Annotated in this window: 17 protein-coding genes; 9 read left to right on the top strand and 8 right to left on the bottom strand. The window is 64.4% G+C overall.

Translation table 11 applies throughout. From position 1 onward, the window contains the following. Positions 1-64 precede the first annotated feature (64 nt). The 5 genes from ACQY4G_RS08530 to ACQY4G_RS08550 all read left to right on the top strand — a co-directional run bounded on the left by ACQY4G_RS08530 (position 65) and on the right by ACQY4G_RS08550 (position 6329). The gene (locus ACQY4G_RS08530) at positions 65-1468 is read left to right on the top strand and encodes a glycosyl transferase family protein (protein WP_421990237.1); all 1404 of its coding nucleotides are present in this window, start codon (positions 65-67) and stop codon (positions 1466-1468) included. Next, on the top strand, positions 1465-2601 hold the full coding sequence (locus ACQY4G_RS08535) for a hypothetical protein (protein WP_421990239.1): 1137 nt from the start codon (positions 1465-1467) through the stop codon (positions 2599-2601). The genes ACQY4G_RS08530 and ACQY4G_RS08535 overlap by 4 nt, the downstream gene beginning before the upstream one ends. Before the next feature lie 46 nt (positions 2602-2647). Beyond that, a complete protein-coding gene (locus ACQY4G_RS08540; protein WP_291172906.1) occupies positions 2648-3553 on the top strand; it encodes a sulfite exporter TauE/SafE family protein in 906 nt (301 codons plus the stop codon). After that, the gene (locus ACQY4G_RS08545; protein ID WP_421990241.1) at positions 3550-4302 is read left to right on the top strand and encodes a TIGR02186 family protein; all 753 of its coding nucleotides are present in this window, start codon (positions 3550-3552) and stop codon (positions 4300-4302) included. The genes ACQY4G_RS08540 and ACQY4G_RS08545 overlap by 4 nt, the downstream gene beginning before the upstream one ends. Before the next feature lie 437 nt (positions 4303-4739). Beyond that, on the top strand, positions 4740-6329 hold the full coding sequence (locus tag ACQY4G_RS08550; RefSeq protein ID WP_291172908.1) for an ATP-binding protein: 1590 nt from the start codon (positions 4740-4742) through the stop codon (positions 6327-6329). Positions 6330-6577: 248 nt separating this feature from the next. On the opposite strand, the gene ACQY4G_RS08555 is transcribed toward ACQY4G_RS08550, so the two are convergent. The 3 genes from ACQY4G_RS08555 to ACQY4G_RS08565 all read right to left on the bottom strand — a co-directional run bounded on the left by ACQY4G_RS08555 (position 6578) and on the right by ACQY4G_RS08565 (position 11245). Next, positions 6578-7312, bottom strand: coding sequence for a 7-carboxy-7-deazaguanine synthase QueE (locus ACQY4G_RS08555; RefSeq protein WP_421993592.1), 735 nt, complete (start codon positions 7310-7312; stop codon positions 6578-6580). Positions 7313-7540: 228 nt separating this feature from the next. After that, complete coding sequence (locus ACQY4G_RS08560) at positions 7541-8263, bottom strand: zinc-dependent peptidase (protein WP_421990243.1); 723 nt, start codon at positions 8261-8263, stop codon at positions 7541-7543. A 135-nt stretch (positions 8264-8398) separates the two neighbouring features. Beyond that, on the bottom strand, positions 8399-11245 hold the full coding sequence (locus tag ACQY4G_RS08565) for a valine--tRNA ligase (RefSeq protein WP_421990245.1): 2847 nt from the start codon (positions 11243-11245) through the stop codon (positions 8399-8401). Positions 11246-11461: 216 nt separating this feature from the next. Between ACQY4G_RS08565 and ACQY4G_RS08570 the strand changes: the two genes are divergently transcribed. From ACQY4G_RS08570 to ACQY4G_RS08585, 4 genes are read left to right on the top strand one after another with little or no spacing between them, the layout of a single operon-like run. Then, positions 11462-12574: an ABC transporter permease gene (locus ACQY4G_RS08570; protein ID WP_421990247.1), complete on the top strand. Its 1113-nt coding sequence runs from the start codon at positions 11462-11464 to the stop codon at positions 12572-12574. Next, positions 12574-13476: an ABC transporter ATP-binding protein gene (locus tag ACQY4G_RS08575; protein ID WP_421990249.1), complete on the top strand. Its 903-nt coding sequence runs from the start codon at positions 12574-12576 to the stop codon at positions 13474-13476. Before ACQY4G_RS08570 ends, ACQY4G_RS08575 begins: the two co-directional genes overlap by 1 nt. 10 nt (positions 13477-13486) lie before the next feature. Then, positions 13487-14437 (top strand): MlaD family protein, encoded by a 951-nt coding sequence (locus ACQY4G_RS08580; protein ID WP_421990251.1) that lies wholly within the window; start codon positions 13487-13489, stop codon positions 14435-14437. An 11-nt stretch (positions 14438-14448) separates the two neighbouring features. After that, on the top strand, positions 14449-15033 hold the full coding sequence (locus tag ACQY4G_RS08585; RefSeq protein WP_421990253.1) for an ABC-type transport auxiliary lipoprotein family protein: 585 nt from the start codon (positions 14449-14451) through the stop codon (positions 15031-15033). 6 nt (positions 15034-15039) lie between these two features. Here ACQY4G_RS08585 and ACQY4G_RS08590 read toward each other — a convergent pair whose 3' ends face one another. Genes ACQY4G_RS08590 through crcB form a run of 5 tightly spaced genes read right to left on the bottom strand, consistent with a single transcriptional unit; the run spans position 15040 to position 18145 of the window. Next, positions 15040-15735, bottom strand: a complete 696-nt coding sequence (locus ACQY4G_RS08590; protein ID WP_421990255.1) for an ATP12 family chaperone protein — start codon at positions 15733-15735, stop codon at positions 15040-15042. Next, positions 15732-15971 carry a hypothetical protein gene (locus tag ACQY4G_RS08595; RefSeq protein WP_421990257.1) on the bottom strand — a complete coding sequence of 80 codons (240 nt, stop codon included), beginning with the start codon at positions 15969-15971 and terminating at the stop codon, positions 15732-15734. Before ACQY4G_RS08595 ends, ACQY4G_RS08590 begins: the two co-directional genes overlap by 4 nt. Then, positions 15958-16617: an HAD-IA family hydrolase gene (locus ACQY4G_RS08600; protein WP_067696802.1), complete on the bottom strand. Its 660-nt coding sequence runs from the start codon at positions 16615-16617 to the stop codon at positions 15958-15960. The genes ACQY4G_RS08595 and ACQY4G_RS08600 overlap by 14 nt, the downstream gene beginning before the upstream one ends. After that, positions 16614-17738: an RluA family pseudouridine synthase gene (locus ACQY4G_RS08605; protein WP_421990259.1), complete on the bottom strand. Its 1125-nt coding sequence runs from the start codon at positions 17736-17738 to the stop codon at positions 16614-16616. Before ACQY4G_RS08605 ends, ACQY4G_RS08600 begins: the two co-directional genes overlap by 4 nt. Continuing rightward, entirely contained in the window at positions 17735-18145 is a 411-nt protein-coding gene (crcB, locus tag ACQY4G_RS08610) for a fluoride efflux transporter CrcB (RefSeq protein ID WP_421990261.1), read from the bottom strand. The genes ACQY4G_RS08605 and crcB overlap by 4 nt, the downstream gene beginning before the upstream one ends. Positions 18146-18231: the final 86 nt, after the last annotated feature.

Genomic DNA, 18231 nt, shown 5'->3' on the forward strand with positions numbered 1-18231 from the left:
GCAAAGCGGCCTACGTTGCAAGTCTTGAAACTCGCGGTTATCCAGAAAGGCAGGGGGGTGCCGCTTGGTACTAGGGTCGTTCACGATCGCGGAATGGTTCGTGCTCGTTCAGCACGAGTTGCTGCTGTTCGCAGCGGCTTTCTTCGCTCTCGGCATGATCGATGAATTCGCGCTCGATTGCACCTACCTTTGGTGCCGGGTCACGAGGCGAATCCAGACCGAGCGGGTCGACGAAGCGATTTTCGATGACATAGATGGTCTGGCGGGGCGGGCGGCGGTTTTCATACCTGCATGGCAGGAGGCCAACGTCCTCGGGCCGACTCTGGTGCATATGCTCGATGCATGGCCGCAGGACGAATTGACAGTCTATGTTGGCTGTTACCGCAACGATGCTGCAACCATGGCCTCGGTCATAGCCGCCGTACGGGGCGACCCCCGCGTGCGACTGATCGTCCACGAGAGGGATGGGCCGACATCCAAGGCAGATTGCCTGAACCGTCTCCATGCCGCTCTGACGGAGGACGAGCGACGTTCGGGTATCGAGACGCGTATGGTCGTACTCCACGACGCCGAAGACATGGTCGACCCGATGGCGCTGGACCTACTCGACCGGGCGTTGTGGCATGCCCATTTCGTTCAACTGCCGGTGCTCGCCCTACCGCAACGCCATTCGCCATGGATCGGCTCGCATTACTCGGACGAGTTCGCGGAAAGCCATGGCAAAGGGCTGGTTGTGCGCGATGCCCTCGGAGCGGCGATCCCGGGGGCGGGAGTCGGATGCGCAGTCGCTCGAGGTTCGCTGAAGCAGCTGGCCGAAAAGCAGGGCGGCCTGCCATTTGCCGCAGAATCCCTGACGGAGGACTACGAGCTGGGCCTCAAGATCGCTGCGGCGGGCGGTCGGGGACGTTTTCTGCGGGTTCGCGCAGCCGATGGGAGGCTTATCGCGACACGGGCCTTCTTCCCTTCGCGACTTAACCAGTCGGTACGGCAGAAAACGCGCTGGATGCACGGCATTGCCTTGCAGGGCTGGGACCGTCTCGGCTGGGGTTCGGAGCCGGTCGAGCTGTGGATGCAATTGCGCGACCGGCGCGGCCCGCTCGCCGCGATCCTGCTTGTGATTGCCTATTTGCTTTTCGGATTCGGGGCCGCTGGGCTGGTTCTCCAGCAATTGGGGTTGGTCGAGCTGCCAATGGCGACACCGCTTCTAACGGTACTCCTGTGGATCAATTTCGCAGGCCTGTCGCTGCGCTTCCTGGTGCGCGCGGCGTTCACGGCCCGGGAATATGGCTGGCGGCAGGGCCTGCTCGCCATCCCGCGCACGATTGTTTCGAACGTCATTGCGATCATGGCGGGGCGGCGCGCGCTCTTGAACTATGTCGGCACGCTTCGCGGCGCACCGGTTATCTGGGACAAGACCGAGCATCGCGATCATCCGGCGCTTCTCTTGCCAAGCAAAGGCGGGGCATGAGCGATCCGGTCGTTCGGCGCCAGGGGCAGCCCGTCCTGTTTCTGGGGCTGCTGCTGGTCGGCTGGTGTCTGGTCCGGATCGTGACGTGGCAAAACCCTTGGTCTTCCTCGCTGCCTTTGTCCGAAAGCCTTCGCCTTGCGACCGCCGAATTTCGCCAGACGAAGAGCGGATCGAGGATTGAGGAAGTATCGCCCACGACCGGTCCGGCGGCGAAAGGGGGCAGGCCGGTACCCTCCCTTTCCGCATGGGAGAAGGTGCCGCTGTCGTTCGAACCGGTGGATGTGCCCCTATCGGCCGTTCCGGCGCCGCAGGCCTATTCCGAACACTTCGATACGCACCAGCGCGCGGTCGGGCACAATCTGCTGTTCATGGCAGGGATGGCCAGCCTGCCGATGCCGCGCAGCGTAGCCGAAATGTTGGATCGCCAGAGCCGCAAGACGCCTACGGGCGCGGCCTCCCCGCCCGCATGGTCGACCTCCCCATGGCGGTTCGACGCCTGGGTGGTTCTGCGTCAGGGAGGCAATCGTCTCTCTGACGGAGGGGCTCGTCCTGCCAGCTATGGCGCGAGCCAGCTCGGAGCTGTGATCTCCTATCGGCTCGCGCCGACCTCAACGGCGGCACCCTCGATCTATGCTCGCGCAAGCCATGCGTTGATTGAGGGTGGCGAAACCGAGGGCGCCCTGGGCCTTCGGTTGCGACCGGTGGCCAGTGTGCCGCTCGCCATTCATGGCGAAGCGCGGGTAACCGAACGACCTGGCAGCCCCGCGCAAATCCGGCACTCGATATTCGTAGCGGGAGGATTCGACCGGTTGCGCCTTCCAGCGGGCTTAGAAGCGCGCGGCTATGGCCAGGCCGGCTATGTCGGCGGCGATTTCGCTACTGCCTTCGCGGATGGCTCGATGGTCGCAGAAAAAGAGCTCGCTAATTTCGACCTCGGCCGGGTGTCGCTGGGTGGTGGCGTCTGGGGTGGCGCGCAGCAGGGCGCGGCACGGCTCGATCTCGGCCCAAGCGTGACCGTCGACCTGCGGCTGGGGACCACGCCCGCACGTATCGAGGCCGACTATCGCTGGCGTGTGGCGGGCGATGCCGAGCCGGGTGATGGCGGTGTTTTGACGCTTTCGACCGGCTTCTGACATTGTTCAGCTTTTATCCGTAACGCCCCTGCGATAGGGCGCTTTCATGGACGTCTATCTCCCCATCGCGAACCTGTCCGTGAACGGGCTGTGGATCGTCGCGCTGGGGGCGCTGACCGGCGTGCTTTCGGGCTTGTTCGGCGTGGGCGGCGGGTTCCTGACCACGCCGCTGCTGATCTTCTACGGTATCCCGCCAACCGTGGCTGCCGCGTCGGCGTCGACGCAGGTCACCGGAGCCAGCGTAACCGGCGTGCTCGCGCATGGCGGGCGTGGCGGCGTCGACTACCGCATGGGTATGGTCATGGTCGCTGGCGGGGTGATCGGCTCGGGCTTCGGCGCTCTATTGTTCCGTTTCTTTCGAGCGATCGGCCAGATCGACGTGGTCATCAGCGCGCTTTACGTTGTCCTGCTTGGGACGATCGGCACGCTGATGGCGCGCGAGGCGGTACAGACGATCCGCGGGACGGGTAGCGCGCAAGCCGCGCGGCGGCGCCACCATCCGCTGGTCGCCAGTCTGCCGATGCGCTGGCGTTTCTATCGCTCGGGTCTCTACATTTCGCCGCTCGCCCCGCTTGTCGTCGGCATCGCGGTGGGCGTGCTGACGATGCTGATGGGGGTGGGCGGCGGCTTCATCCTCGTGCCGGCCATGCTCTACATCCTCGGCATGAGCGCGAATGTCGTGGTCGGGACCTCGCTCTACAATATCCTGTTCGTCACAATGGCCACCACGATCATGCACTCGCTGACCACCAAGGCAGTCGATATCGTGTTGGTCTTCCTCCTGTTGTTGGGCTCGGTCACCGGCGCGCAGCTCGGTTCGCAGATAGCAGTCAAAGCGAAGCCGGAACTGCTGCGCCTGATCCTGGCTGTGACCGTTCTGCTGGTGGCCTTTCGCATGTTCCTCGGATTGTTTTACCAGCCCGAGGAAATCTACACGCTGTATCCGCTGTGAGGGTGCTCCTGCTCCTCCTCTTCGCCTTCGCGCTGATGGGCCAGCGTGATCCCATCCTCGTGCCCGAGGTCAGCCAGCACGAGGTGCAGGTGCGCCAGGGCTTCACGGGCACGGAACTCCTGCTGTTCGGCGCGGTGCTCGATCCGCAGGGCCGGGCGGCGGGCAGTGACTACAATATCGTGGTGGTACTCAAGGGCCCTTCGCAACCGGTTCGCCTGCGCGAGAAAGAGCGGTTCGCCGGCGTCTGGATCAATGCCGCAAGCAGCGATTTCCGGTCGGTTCCCTCCTATTTCGCCGTCGCCTCCTCACGCCCCATTTCGGAAATCGTCGACGAAAAAACCGCTGCGATTTACGAATTCGGGACCGATTACATCCAGCTTTCGCCCAGCGGCGCGATCGATCCAGATGAACAGGCGAGGTTCAAGAATGGGCTGGTCGATCTGAAGACGCGCCAGCAGCTCTACAAACAGGATTTCGGCGGCGTGCAGATCAGCGAACAGGTTCTGTACCAGGCACGCATAACGCTGCCTTCCAACGTGACCACCGGAACCTATACCGCCGAGACGTTCGCAGTGCGGGGAGGGCGGGTCATTGCCTCCGCCATGACCGAAGTCGAAGTGCAGAAAGTCGGTTTCGAGCGCAAGGTCGAGGAATATTCGCAGGATCTGGCCCTGCTCTACGGATTGCTGGCCGTGTTCCTGTCGGTCGGGATGGGCTGGGCGGCCGGACGCCTCTTTGCGCTCATCTAGCGGATTGCAGCCGCGCGCGTTGACCACATCTTAAGCACTTTCGGGCAGGCAGGTCGGGTGCGCTCTTAGCGCGGCCAACCTGGGGCACAGCCAATCCAATGAACGACATGGGTAATCCGATTTCCCGCACATTCGATCCGGCCAAGGAAGACGGCGCCGAGCCGCCGCAGCCGCGCAGCAACTCGTTGCGGGACCGGATTCGGCGCAGCGGGGAACAGGAACCGCCCGCTGCGTCGCGCTCCGGCTATGTCCACAAAGCCCAGCAACCTTCGGCGGAAATCAAAGCCTCAGCGGAAAGCGATCGGACCGCAACGCCGGCTTCCGAGCCGCCCTCCGCGAAGGCGCAAGTCTCACAAGCTGAGCCGCAAACGGAGGATGCGCCGCCGCATGCAAGGCCCTCCGACGACATCCAATCCGCGGAAACGTGCGAGAACGCCATGCAGCCGATCGGCGTGGTTCTCGAAATCGCCGGTTCCGGTTCGCAGGTCGCGATCGACCTTCAGCGCCTGAGCGAATGCGCCGATGATGCCGACCCTTCGATCGCCATGGCCGGCCAGGTCGGCTCGCAGATCAAGATCCGGGTCGGCAACAGTTGGCTGCTCGCCAGCGTCCGCAACCAGCGCCAGGATCGCAAGGCAGGTTCGATCCTCGCCAATATCGACTTTCTCGGCGAAGGGATGGAGGAAAAGCTCACCGGCAAGCTCCACGGCTTCCGCCGGGGCGTGACGCGTTATCCGGTCCCGGGCGCAATGGTCTATCCCGCGACCACGCAGGACCTGCGCCAGGTCTATGCCAGCGACGGCCGCAGTTCGGTCGCCATCGGCAAGGTCTACCCGACCAGGGACATCCGCGCCGGGCTCTATGTCGATGCCATGCTGGGCAAGCATTTCGCGCTGCTCGGTTCGACCGGTACCGGCAAATCGACCGGCGCCGCGCTGATCCTCCATCGGATCTGCGAAGCGGCGCCCGAAGGCCATATTGTCATGATCGACCCGCATGGCGAATATTCGGCCGCCTTCCGCAATACTGGCGTGATCCTCGACGTCTCGAACCTGCAGATGCCGTACTGGATCATGAACTTCGAGGAGCATTGCGAGGTGCTGCTCACCAGCAATGGCAACGAACGGCAGGTCGATGCCGATATCCTTGCCAAGTGCCTGCTCAAGGCGCGGCAGAAGAGCCGGTTGGCCGAGTCCATGGGCAAGATCACGGTCGATTCGCCGATCCCCTATTTGTTGTCCGATCTCTCGAACGAGATTCAGGATGCGATGGGCAAGCTCGATAAGGCGACGAATTCCGCGCCCTACATGCGGCTGAAGAACAAGCTCGACGAGATGAAGAGCGATCCGCGCTATCAGTTCCTGTTTTCGGGAATGCTGGTCGCCGACACGATGAGCGACTTCATCTCGAAGATCTTCCGGATGCCCTCGAACGGCAAGCCGATCTCGATCATCGATGTATCGGGCGTGCCGTCCGACATTACCGCGACCGTTGTCGCCGTTCTCAGCAGGCTGGTGTTCGATTTCGCCATCTGGGGCCGCGAGGAACGCACTTCTCCGATCCTGTTGGTGTGCGAGGAAGCGCATCGCTATGTCCCGAGCGAGAAGCATGCCGATGGCAATTCGGTCGGCACGATCCTCAGCCGGATCGCCAAGGAAGGCCGCAAGTACGGCATCAGCCTCGGCCTCATCACCCAGCGCCCCTCCGACCTCGCCGAGGGCGTGCTGTCGCAATGCGGCACGATCATCTCGATGCGCCTCAACAACGACCGCGACCAGGAATTCGTCCGCGCGGCGATGCCCGAAGGCGCGCGCGGTTTCCTCGACGCGATCCCCGCGCTGCGCAACCGCGAGTGCATCATCTGCGGCGAGGGCGTGGCGATCCCGATCCGCGTCAGCTTCGACACCCTGGAGGAAGCCAAGCGGCCCGCATCCGAGGACCCGAGCTTCATCGAGCTTTGGAACAAGACCGGCGGCGAAGAGGACATCGTCTCACGCACCGTCCAGCGCTGGCGCAGCCAGGGTTGATTTCCTCCTTTTCGAACCTGCCTCCGCGGGTTCGTCCTCGCTAGACGTGCAGCACGCTGCACCCGCTGCGGGCGGCCAGTCGGCCTTGCCTCGCCGAGCGGCTCGGAGACTTTCGCCAAGCGCTGGCAACCGCAAGAGCTCCGGGCCGACCAGGCCCGGCAAGGGCGACCGCCCGCCCGCAGGCGCTCGACGCGCAGCGTGGAAACAGCGCCGAGGACGCAGCCACGGAGGTGGCTGCGAAAAGCAGACTACGTTCCTCTGGTATCCCCGAATAGATGGATATGCAGCCGGTCGCTCATCCTAAAGCCGTGTTCGACGCATAGCGGTGCGAGCCATTTCTCGCGCCCCCGCAGCGTTTCGCTGTCGGTGCCTTCGGGCATCAGGAAGACATGGTCCCGCCTGATGCGATAGCGATCGCGCAGGGCGAGCACCTCGTCGATGTCGGACGGCTCGGCGATGACGAACTTGAACCAGGCGCGCGGATCGGTGGCATAGGCGTCGAGCCGTTCGGGCAGCAGCGCAAGTTCGGCCGGATTGCCGCTATGCGCCAGCTTGGGGCTGACATTGAACTGGTCGATCCGGATGTCGAGCGGGGCCGAAGCCCTGGTGGTGCCATTGGTCTCGATCTCGACCGTGACGTCGGGCAGCAGGTCGAGCAGTTTGGCCAGCGCGGGCGCCTGCAGCAGCGGCTCGCCCCCGGTTATGACCAGGCGTTTCTGGCCCAGCGCGGTGATCCGCGCGGCGACCTCGGCCTCGTCGAGCGTTACCTGGTTGGCCTTGCGCTCGAATTCGATCCCGTCGCGATGCGGGCGGTCGTCGCCCTCGAAATGCCAGGTGTAGGCCGTGTCGCACCACACACAGGCGAGGTTGCAGCGCGACAGGCGCACGAAGGTGCAGGGCATCCCCGCACTCGGCCCTTCGCCCTGTACCGAGGCGAAGATCTCGGGCCCGCCGTCATCGTCGGTGGCAAGGACTAGCGGCATCGCACAAGTACTCGGTTCGTCGCCGTTGAAGCACAGATGGACCGGATGGACCACCGTCCAGGCGGCAAAATCCGTTCGATCAAAGACATGCGCTGCAATCGATAGAAGCGATCGTGGAAGGGGCGGCGATTAAGGGCGGTCATGTTGTGCGGCCATATGCCACGAAACGTCCTTGTAGGAAATTTCTTCCCGAAGCACCCGGCCGCCGTTTCCCAAACGCAGGTGCGCCTACTCCCATTGCGCGGGATCGAGCGCCAGAAGCTCTGCTAATTGGGCATAGAGCGCGGGCTCTTCGCTGCGCAGCGCCTTCGGTTTCTCGAAGAAAGCGACGATCGCTTCGGCGAAAAATTCCTGGTGGCTTGTTGCACCATAAGGATCGATCAGGGTCTGCTCCCCCCGTTCGAGCCGTTCGCCGTGATCGTTGTAGGCGTCCAGCATCGCCTTCTCCCACCCTGCATAGGCTTGGCCCTTGCGCAGCAGCGGTATGCCGTTGACGTGACCGCTCAGGGCATCGAGCTGATGGGCGAATTCGTGGATCACGACATTGTGTCCGTCTCCCGCGTCGAGGCCGCCATGCAGGGCGTCATCCCACGAGAGAACCACCGGACCACGCGCCCAGCTTTCGCCAAGCGTGGCGTGATTGCCCTCGTGGACGAATTGGCCATCATGCGAGCCGCGCCCGGTGAGAAAGGCCGAGGGGTAGACCAGCACATTTCTGAGCGTGTCGTACCAGGCCGGGCTGTTCACGACCAGCAGGCAGGCCTGCGCGCCGATGGAAAGCCTCATCGCTTCAGTGACTTCGAGGCCGTTGATGCCCCTCAAAGTGACCTGATCGAAGAACAGGTTCATTTTCCCTTCGAGCGCTTGGCGCAAGGGCTGGGGCAACCGCTTGACGAGCGGCACCAGCTTTTCCATCACTTCGCGCTGCTCGGCGCTAAGGGGTTTTGCCAAAAGCGTTTTTCGCCTCTGGCGCCGGCTCTGCCAACGGTACCACAGGACCGCTGCGACCAGCAGCACACCACCAAAAACAAGCCAGGGCGACATCGTTGAGAAGTAGGATCTCGCCGGTCGGATTAGAAGGGGACCCTATCCAAGCCGCGCCAGCGCGGCTTCGAGCCGGGTGACTTCGGCCACGTGATGTGCATGGTCCGCACGGGCCTTCTCGACCGCTTCGGGCTTGGCGCGTTCGACGAAGTTCGCATTCGACAGGCGCCCTTCGAGCGATTTGGCTTCCTTCGCACTGGCCGCGAGCGCTTTTTCGAGGCGGGCCTTTTCGGCTTCGATATCGATCACGCCCTCCAGTGGGATGACGAACTCGTCCTCGCCCGCCGCGATCTGCATCGCCGCACCCGAGGGCGCTTCGCCAAACGTCACCGGGGTCAGGCGCGCCAGCCGTTCGATCGCCCCGGCATTCGCCTCGACCACCGATTTCGCCAGCGGGCTGGGCGATGCGCAATAGGCCTGCAGCTTCGCGCCCGGCGCGATGCCGAGCTCGTTCTTCGCCGTGCGCGTGGCGCTGGTGAGCGCGATCAGCCAATCGATCTCCGCCTTGGCCTCCGCGTCCACGTCCGCCTGCGGCTCGGGCCATTGGGCGGTGATCAGCGGATAGTCCGCGCGATCCCCCTGCTTCGACCACAGCTCTTCGGTGATGAAGGGCATGAAGGGGTGCAGCATGACGAGGATCTGGTCGAGCGCCCAGCCGGCGACGGCCTTGGTTTCCTCGTCGAAATTGCCTTTGACCAGTTCGATATACCAGTCGCAGAAGCGGTCCCATACGAAGTGGTAGATCGTGTTTGCGGCGGCATCGAAGCGCAGGTCCGCCAGTGCGGCGTCGAGCGCCTGCTTGGTCTCGACCACCTCGCCGATGATCCAGCGATTGACCGCATGGCTCGCTTTGGGCGCGGCGATGGACGTGCTCGCGCCGATGCCGTTCGCCTGGCAGAAACGCGTCGCATTCCAGAGCTTGGTCGCAAAGTTGCGATAGCCCTCGATCCGCTTGTCATCCATCTTGATGTCGCGGCCCTGGCTTTCCATCGCGGCCATGAAAAAGCGCAGCGCATCGGCGCCGTACTGGTCGATCAGGCCCAGCGGATCGACGACATTGCCCTTGGACTTGGACATCTTCTGCCCGTCCGCCGCGCGCACCAGACCGTGAAGATAGAGCCGCGGCCAGGGGTTGTTACCCGTGTTGTACTGCCCCATCATCATCATCCGCGCATCCCAGAAAAAGAGGATGTCGAAGCCGCTGATCAGCAGGTCGTTGGGGTAGTGCTTTTCGAGCAGGTCGGTCTTTTCCGGCCAGCCCAGCGTCGCGAAAGGCCACAGGGCGGAAGAGAACCAGGTGTCGAGGACGTCACTGTCGCGCCAAAGACCTATTTTTTGACCGGATCGCGTTCCTGCGTGAAGCGGAGTATCGAATACTGCAAATTCAGCCTCCTCGCCATAAACCTTGCGAGCCTGCTCAAACGCCTCCTCTTCCGTCGCCGCAACGAATACATTGTAGTCTTTCCTCAAGTCCCCCTGTTGTTCAGTTCCGTCTCCAAAGCTGTACAGGAGCCCCACGTTATCTGTTGATGGCCCATACCACGCCGGAATCCGGTGCCCCCACCACAATTGGCGCGATACACACCAGGGCTGGATGTTCTCCATCCAGTTGAAGAAGGTCTTTTCCCAGCTCTTGGGGACGATCTCGATCGCGCCGCTCTTGACCGCTTCGATCGGTTTTACCGCGAGCTTTTCCGCGTCGACATACCACTGGTCGGTCAGCCAGGGTTCGATCACCACGCCGCCGCGATCGCCGAAAGGCGTCGCGATGGTGCGCGGCTCGGCCTCGAGCTCCTGTTCCTCGCCCTTCTTGGTCTTGGCGATATGCGGGATAAGGTAACCGCATTCCTTGAGCCGCTGCACCACCAGTTCGCGCGCACCGTCGACGCCGTCGCGTTTGAAGCGGTGCAGGCCGAGGAATTCTTCCGGCACCAGCCCGTCGGCGGTCTGGCAGACATTCGCCTCGGTATCGAGCATGTTGAGCATATCGGCAGGCTGGAAACCCGCGCGCTTGCCCACGTCGAAATCGTTGAAATCGTGGCCGGGCGTGATCTTCACCGCGCCGCTGCCCAGTTCGGGATCGGCGTGCTCGTCGGCGACGATCGGCACGCGGCGACCGGTGATCGGCAACACGACATGCTTGCCGATCACCGATGTGTACCGTTCGTCATCGGGATGCACCGCCACCGCCATATCGGCGAGCATGGTTTCGGGGCGCGTCGTCGCAACCTCGATATAGTCGCGCCCGTCGTCGAGCGTGACACCGTCTTCGAGCGGGTATTTGAAGTGCCAGAATCCGCCCTTCACATCGGTCGTCTCGACTTCGAGGTCGGAAATCGCGGTCTTGAGCTTGGGGTCCCAGTTGACCAGCCGCTTGTCGCGGTAGATCAGCCCGTCATTGTAGAGATCGACGAAGGTCTTGAGCACGGCGCTCGAGAAATGCTCGTCCATGGTGAACTGTTCTCTGGACCAGTCCATCGAACAGCCGAGGCGGCGCAGCTGGCGCGTGATCGTGCCGCCGCTTTCCTCTTTCCATTCCCACACCTTGTCGACGAATTCCTCGCGCGAGTAATTGGTGCGCTTGTCCTGTTTCGCCTCCAACTGGCGCTCGACCACCATCTGCGTCGCGATGCCCGCATGGTCGGTGCCGACCACCCACAGCGCATCCTTGCCGCGCAGCCGCTCGTAACGGATCACGACGTCCTGCAGCGTGTTGTCGAGCGCATGGCCGATATGGAGGCTGCCAGTGACGTTGGGCGGCGGGTTGACGATCGTATAGGGTTCGGCGTCCGGGCGTTCGGGCCGGAACAGGCCGTTCTCTTCCCAATGCCTGTACCAGCGCGCCTCGATGTCGGCGGGGTCGAAAGTCTTCGGTAGCTCGGTGGTCATTTTCGTGTTCGCTCACGCTCACTGGCGGCACCGGCCCGCTCCCCCGCCCGGCCACCCAACAGGATATTGCCATGGGTGGCCGGGCGGGGGAGCGGGCCGGTGCCGGTAATCTGATAGCAATCCCATGCCAGCGCCCATGCTGCGATGCAACGCCGCAGGTGACGGCGGGCGATAGCCGCTTGGCAAGCGCCTGATTTGTCCGCATACCGCGCCGCAATGGGTGGTTTCGCCGAATTCGAGCTGGTCGAGGGGGACGACGGGGGCAATGTGCTCACCCTGTCGGGCCCTTATCTCGTGTCCACAATCGGCGCGATCGACCAGGATCTGCGCGCGCTCGAAGGTCCGATAAGCCGCATCGACCTTTCCGCTGTCAGCGAGATCGACACGGTCGGTGCATGGATCGCGACCAGCCTGTCGAATGAACATCGGGCCGAGATAACCGGGGCGAGCGATCGAGCCGAGCGGCTGATCGACGCGCTCGAGGGGACGCGCGCGGAGGAGGAGATAACCGCTCCGCGCCTGCCCGTGTGGAAGCGCGTGCCGCAGGCCATGGGCGACAAGGTGCTCGGTGCGCGGCACGGCGTCTATGGCGTGGTCGGATTCCTCGGCGCTCTGCTGATCGCCTGTGCCAGCCTGATCCGCCATCCCCGGCGCTTCCGCTGGCTCGCACTCGTCCGCCAGCTCGAACTGGTCGGGGTGTCGGCCCTGCCCATCATCGGGCTGATGAGCTTCCTGATCGGGATCGTCATCGCGCAGCAGGGCGCGGTGCAGCTGGCGCAATTCGGCGCGGAAACACTGACCGTGAACCTCGTCGGGCGGATAACCTTGCGCGAGCTGGGCGTGCTGATGACCGCAATCATGGTCGCGGGCCGATCGGGCAGCGCCTTTGCCGCGCAGATCGGCACGATGCGGCTGACCGAAGAGGTCGATGCGATGCAGACCATCGGCATTTCGCCGATGGAAGCGCTGGTCGTGCCGCGCATTCTCGCCGCGGTGCTGATGATGCCGCTGCTGGGCTTCTATTCCGCCGGGGTCGCCATCATCGGCGGCGCGGTGGTCGGCCAGTTCATGCTCGGCATACCGTTCTGGACCTTCCTCACCCGCATCCAGGACGTCGTTCCGCTCTACGATCTGTGGGTCGGATTGATAAAGGCACCCGTCTTCGGCCTGATCGTGGCGCTGGCGGGGTGCTATCATGGGATGAAGGTCAAGGGGAATTCGGAAGAGGTCGGCCTGCGCACCACCATGGCGGTGGTCACCGGCATCTTCGCCGTGATCGTGATCGACGCCTTCTTCGCCGTGTTCTTCACCGAGATCGGGTGGGGCTGATGGCACAGGACGAAACCGGGCGCGAACTGGGGCGCCACGAACGCTATCGCGGCGAATACCCGATCGTGGTCGAGGGGCTGAAGACGGCTTTCGGTCCGCAGGTCGTCCACCAGGATCTCGACCTCAAGGTCAGACGCGGCGAAATCCTCGGCGTGGTCGGCGGTTCGGGAACCGGCAAATCGGTATTGATGCGTGCGATCATCGGCCTGCAGACGCCTGCCGAAGGCGACGTGTGCGTTTTCGGGCGCTCGATCGCCGGGAGCGACCCGCAGCAGGACATCGGCATCCGCAACCGCTGGGGCGTGCTGTTCCAGGGCGGCGCGCTGTTTTCGACGCTGACCGTGGGCGAGAATGTCGAGGTCCCGCTCAAGCAGTTCTATCCCGATATCGAACCCGAGCTGCGGCACGAGATCGCGCGCTACAAGGTGGTGCTGTCGGGCCTGCCCGAAGAGGCGGTGAGCAAATACCCCTCCGAATTGTCGGGCGGGATGAAGAAACGCGCCGGCCTCGCCCGCGCACTAGCGCTCGATCCCGAACTGCTGTTCCTCGACGAGCCCACCGCCGGTCTCGACCCGATCGGCGCGGCGGCATTCGACCACCTGACGCTTGAACTCAAGGAAACGCTGGGGCTGACCGTGTTCCTGATCACCCACGATCTCGATACGCTGCACGAGATCTGCGACCGGGTGGCGGTGATCGCCGACAAGAAGGTGATCGCGGTCGATACCGTGCCGAACCTGATGGAACTCGATCACCCCTGGATCCAGGAATATTTCAACGGCCCGCGCGGGCGCGCCGCGCTGACCGCGCAGGCGCTCGACGAGCTGCGCAAGCACATGGACGAGCCGGTCGCCGCGCATGCGGTCAAAGCGTTGGACAAACCGCCTGCGGGCAAGGCATAGGGCGAAACCAATGGAAACGCGGGCAAATCACGTTTGGGTGGGGGCGATCACGCTGCTGATTCTCGGCGCGCTCGCGCTGTTCATCGTCTGGCTCGCGCGGCTCGGCGGCGGGGCGCAGAACGAATACGACATCTTCTTCAAGCAGTCGGTCGCCGGCCTCGCCAATGGCAGCTCGGTCGATTTCGCGGGCGTGCCCGTGGGGCAGGTGACTCAGATCGTGCTGTGGGACAAGGATCCCGAATTCGTCCGCGTGCGGATCCGGGTGAAGGAAGAGGTGCCGATCCTCGTCGGCACGACCGCCACGATCCAGGGCAGCTTCACCGGCGTATCGACCATCACGCTCGACGGGGCGCGCAGCGGCGCCCCGCCGATTTCCTGCGAGACGACCGCGTGTACCGAAGGCGTGCCGATCATTCCGCCCACGACCGGGGGCGGTTTTGGGGCGGTGCTCGCCAACGCCCCGCTGCTGCTCGAACGGCTGGCAACGCTGACCGAGCGGCTGACCATGCTGCTGTCGGACAAGAACCAGGAATCGCTCGAGGGCATCCTTGCCAATAGCGAGAAGATGACGGCCGACCTTGCCGCGGCCACACCGCAGGTCGAACGAGTGCTCGCCGAGCTTCAGGTGACGCTGCGCGAATCGAGCGAGGCGCTCGACGCCTTCGAAAAGGTCACCCAGTCGACCGATAGGCTGATCAATGACGAGGGTGCGGAACTGGCGGTGCAATTGCGCCAGACGCTGACCTCGGCCAGCGGTGCGGCCAAGGCGCTGGAGGACACGCTCAACGAGGCGCGGCCCGCGACCAGGCAGCTGACCGAAAGCACGCTGCCCGCCGCCGAAGCGACGCTGAAGGACCTGCGCGCAACCAGCCAGGCGCTGCGCTCGGTGACCGAGAAGATCGACGAGCAGGGCGCGGGCGCGCTGCTCTCCAGTCAGCCGCTGCCCGACTACAAGCCGTGAGGGGCATAGCCATGAGAAGCACCATCAAGATTGCCGCACTGGCCCCGGTCCTGCTGCTGGGCGGCTGCCTGAGCTTCGGCGGCGAAGCCCCCGACAGCCTGCTGACGCTGACGCCGACCACCTCGGCCCCGGCGGGAACCGGTGGCAGCGGCGCGCAGGAAACCGCGCTGGCGATTGCCGAGTTCGAGGTGCCCAAGGCGCTCGACGTCACGCGCGTGCCGGTGCAAATGAGCGATACGCAGATCGCCTATTTGCAGGACGCCTTCTGGGTGGAACGCCCCGCGCGCCTGTTCCGGCGGCTGGTGGCGGAAACGATCCGCACGCGGTCGAACCGCGTGGTCATCGACGGCGACGATCCGGGCGTGGGGGCAAGCGACCGTCTGCATGGCTCGCTGCGCGCCTTCGGTTACGATGCCCGCACGCGCGAGGCGGTGGTAACTTTCGATGCCGTACGCAATGGCAGCGCTTCGGAGGTGACCACTCGCCGGTTCGAAGCGCGCGTGCCGGTGGCCGCGGCGGAGACCGCCTTCGTCGGTCCGGCGCTCAACGAAGCCGCGAACAATGTCGCCGGGCAAATCGCCGACTGGATAGGCTGACCGGGGTCAGCCCCGCGCCAGACGCGCGAATTCCATTGCCTTGAGGAATTCGCCGAGCCGCCTTGCGCGGCGCGCGCTGGCTTCCTCGTCCTGCCCCCACTGCTCGACCTGCCAGTCTTCTTCCAGATTGGCGGCTGCCCACAGCGTTTCGCCATCGGCATCATCTTCGAGCGCGGCGAGCCCCACGCACAGCGATGCCGCGAGCGAGGCGAGCTGTTCCAGTGCGGCGAGCGCGAAATCATCCAGGTCTTCGAGGCGCGCCCGGAGCCGCTTCATGGTTTTGGGCGAATGCGGCCGGGCAACGATGCCGCTCACACGTTCCAGCTTGATGCCTTCGCGCGATTCCATCGCTTCGACCAGCGGGTCCCAGACATCGCGTTGGCGGTGCCAGAACGGTTCGTCGGGACCGGCGCGATAACACAGCGTATCGGTTTCGACGTAACGCAGCAACTTGGCGATGATTTCGGCGCGCGTGGCAGGGACGACGTCGAGCGCGTAATCCGCCATATCGCGCAAGGCGAAGCGCGCTGCGTCGAGTGTCTCCCCCTGTTCGGCCCATTCGGCAGCGAGCGCCTCGGCGAGGCTCTTCGACTCAACGACTTGTGGCTGGCCGCCCTGCGTCTTGAGCGGCCGGCCATCGAGCGCGACGTGATACCCCAATTCGGTCTTCTCGATGGTCACATCCTTGTAGAAGCGCTTCACTCGCTGCTGCTCCAGCGCTTGGCCAGGATGGTCGGCAGGATGAAGACATCGAATGCGCCGAACGCCAGCAGAAGATAGCCGATGAGCTCGGGCAGGGGCAGAATGCCGCCCAGGATCAGCGCACCCAGCACGCCCAGCGCCACGCCCGACAGACGGACCGCCTGCAGCATGAAGAACCGCGCCTTTGCCGGATCGTGAGGGGCCGGATCGTGAGGGGCGGGATCACGCTGGTCCACGGATCATGTCTCCCAATTGTCCTGCAGTATCGGCGACCGCGCTGGCTCCGGCGTCGAACAGTTCCTGCGGCTCGTGATAGCCCCATGACACGCCGATCGCGCGAACTCCTGCGGATTTCGCCATCTCTATGTCGAAGCTGGTGTCGCCGATCATCACTGCCTCGGCGGGAGCGACGCCGGCATCGATCAGCGCCGCTTCGAGCATGGCGGGATGCGGCTTCGACGGATGGCGGTCCGCGGTTTGCAGCGACACGAAGCGGTGCTTGATCCCGTGCGTGTCGAGACAGGCATGGAGCCCGCGATCGCTCTTGCCGGTGGCGACCGCCAGCAGCCAGCCTTCCTTGTCGAGCTCGTCGATCAGCGCACCGATCCCCTCGAACAGCGGTTCGCGCAAGCCGCCCGACAGGCGCAGGTCGCGAAAGCCGATCTTATAGGCCTCGACCACCGCATGGCGCTCGTCGTCGCTGGCATCGGGGGCTAACTCGCGCATGGCGTAGGGCAGGCTCAGTCCGACCATCCGCCGTACGAGGTGCCGGTCGGGCGCGACCATTCCGACGCTGGCGAAGGCCTGCTCCATGGTTTCGCAGATCGCTGCCTGCCCGTCGACCAGAGTGCCGTCGCAATCGAATACGACTAGGCGGCTCACTTGCGGCGCCCCTTGGGCTTGCTCTTGCCGCCCGCACCGCCCCGGGCGCGGCGCGGAGAACGCTGCGACTTACGGAAATTCTTGGCGTGCTGGCGTGCCTGCTGCTTCTTTTCCTCGCGCGTCTTTGGCGGGGGATCGTCGCGCATGGGTGTCGCGTCGGAGAGGGTCTCTTCGAAGCCGAGCTGCTCCATCGAACCGGCGAAATGTTCGGGCAGGTCGGCCGTCACATCGAGCTTGCCGCCATCCGGACTGTCGATGATCAGGCGCCGTGCGTGAAGGTGCATCTTGCGGCTGATCGTGCCGGTCAGGAAGGCATCCTTGCCGCCATACTTGCCATCGCCGACGATCGGATGACCCATGGCCGCGCAATGGACGCGTAACTGGTGCGTGCGCCCGGTGAGCGGCTGGAGTTCGAGCCAGGCGGCTTTCTTGCCCGCGCTATCGACGACGCGGTACTTGGTCTTGGCAGGCTGGCCGCCCTCATGATCGACATGCATCTTCTCGCCGCCAGAGCCCGGCTGCTTGGCGAGCGGGGCCTCGATCACCCCCTCCTTGATGTCGGGCACGCCGATCACCATCGCCCAGTAGATCTTCTTGGCGCTGCGGCCGGAAAAGCGCTTGGAGAAAAAGGCGGCGCTGCCCGGTGTGCGGGCGACAAGCAAAACGCCCGACGTATCCTTGTCGAGCCGGTGGACGAGGCGTGGACGCACATCCTCCTCGCCCGGCGCAAAGGCGTCGAGCAATCCGTCGACGTGGTTGAAAGTGTTGGTGCCGCCCTGCGTCGCGAGACCTGGCGGCTTGTTCAGCACCAGCGCGCCCTTGGTCTGCTTGATGACCATCGCCTCGGCCTGTTCGATTTCGGCCTTGCTAAGATCGCGCTTGGGCTTGGCTTTCCTGTGCGGCGCATCGCCGCCCGGCGGAACGCGGATCTGCTGGCCTTGCTCGAGCCGGTCCTCGGGCTTCACCCGCTTGCCGTCGACCCGAACCTGCCCGGTGCGCGTCCATTTGCTCACCGTGCCGAAGCCGACCTGCGGCAGGTGACGCTTGAACCAGCGATCGACGCGAATCCCGTCGTCGTCGGACGCCACGGTAAAGCTGCGGACTTCGTCGGAAGTCTTCATCCCACCATCCTCATCACGCTGATCCCGACCATCAACCCGCTGATGCCCAGCGCGATCGACAGGATCGCATAGAGCAGGGCAAAGAGGTACTGCCCGCGCTGGAGCAGCATCACCATCTCGAGGCTGAAGGCGCTGAAAGTGGTGAAACCGCCAAGCAGGCCGACCCCCAGCAGCAGCCGCAATTGCTCGGTGTCGCCGCTGCCGCTGCGCGCGAACCATCCGGCGAGGAACCCCATTGCGATGCTGCCGATGGCATTGGCGGCGAGCGTGGCGAAGGGAAAGGCGGTGACCATGGGCGCGCCGAGCCAGCCGGTCATCGCCCGGCCCAGCTGCCAGCGCAGCACCGCGCCGGCACCGCCGCCGATGAAGACGTGCAGCGCGGCAATCAAAGGAAAAGAGGAGGACATCGCCGCTGCCCTTAGCCGTCAAATGTCCGTTCGTCATCATGATGCTGGAGATTGCCGCAGGGGCTTGCCATTGGGCGGGAGAATCC

The organism is Qipengyuania sp., from assembly GCF_965277845.1.
Classification (GTDB): Bacteria; Pseudomonadota; Alphaproteobacteria; order Sphingomonadales; family Sphingomonadaceae; genus Qipengyuania.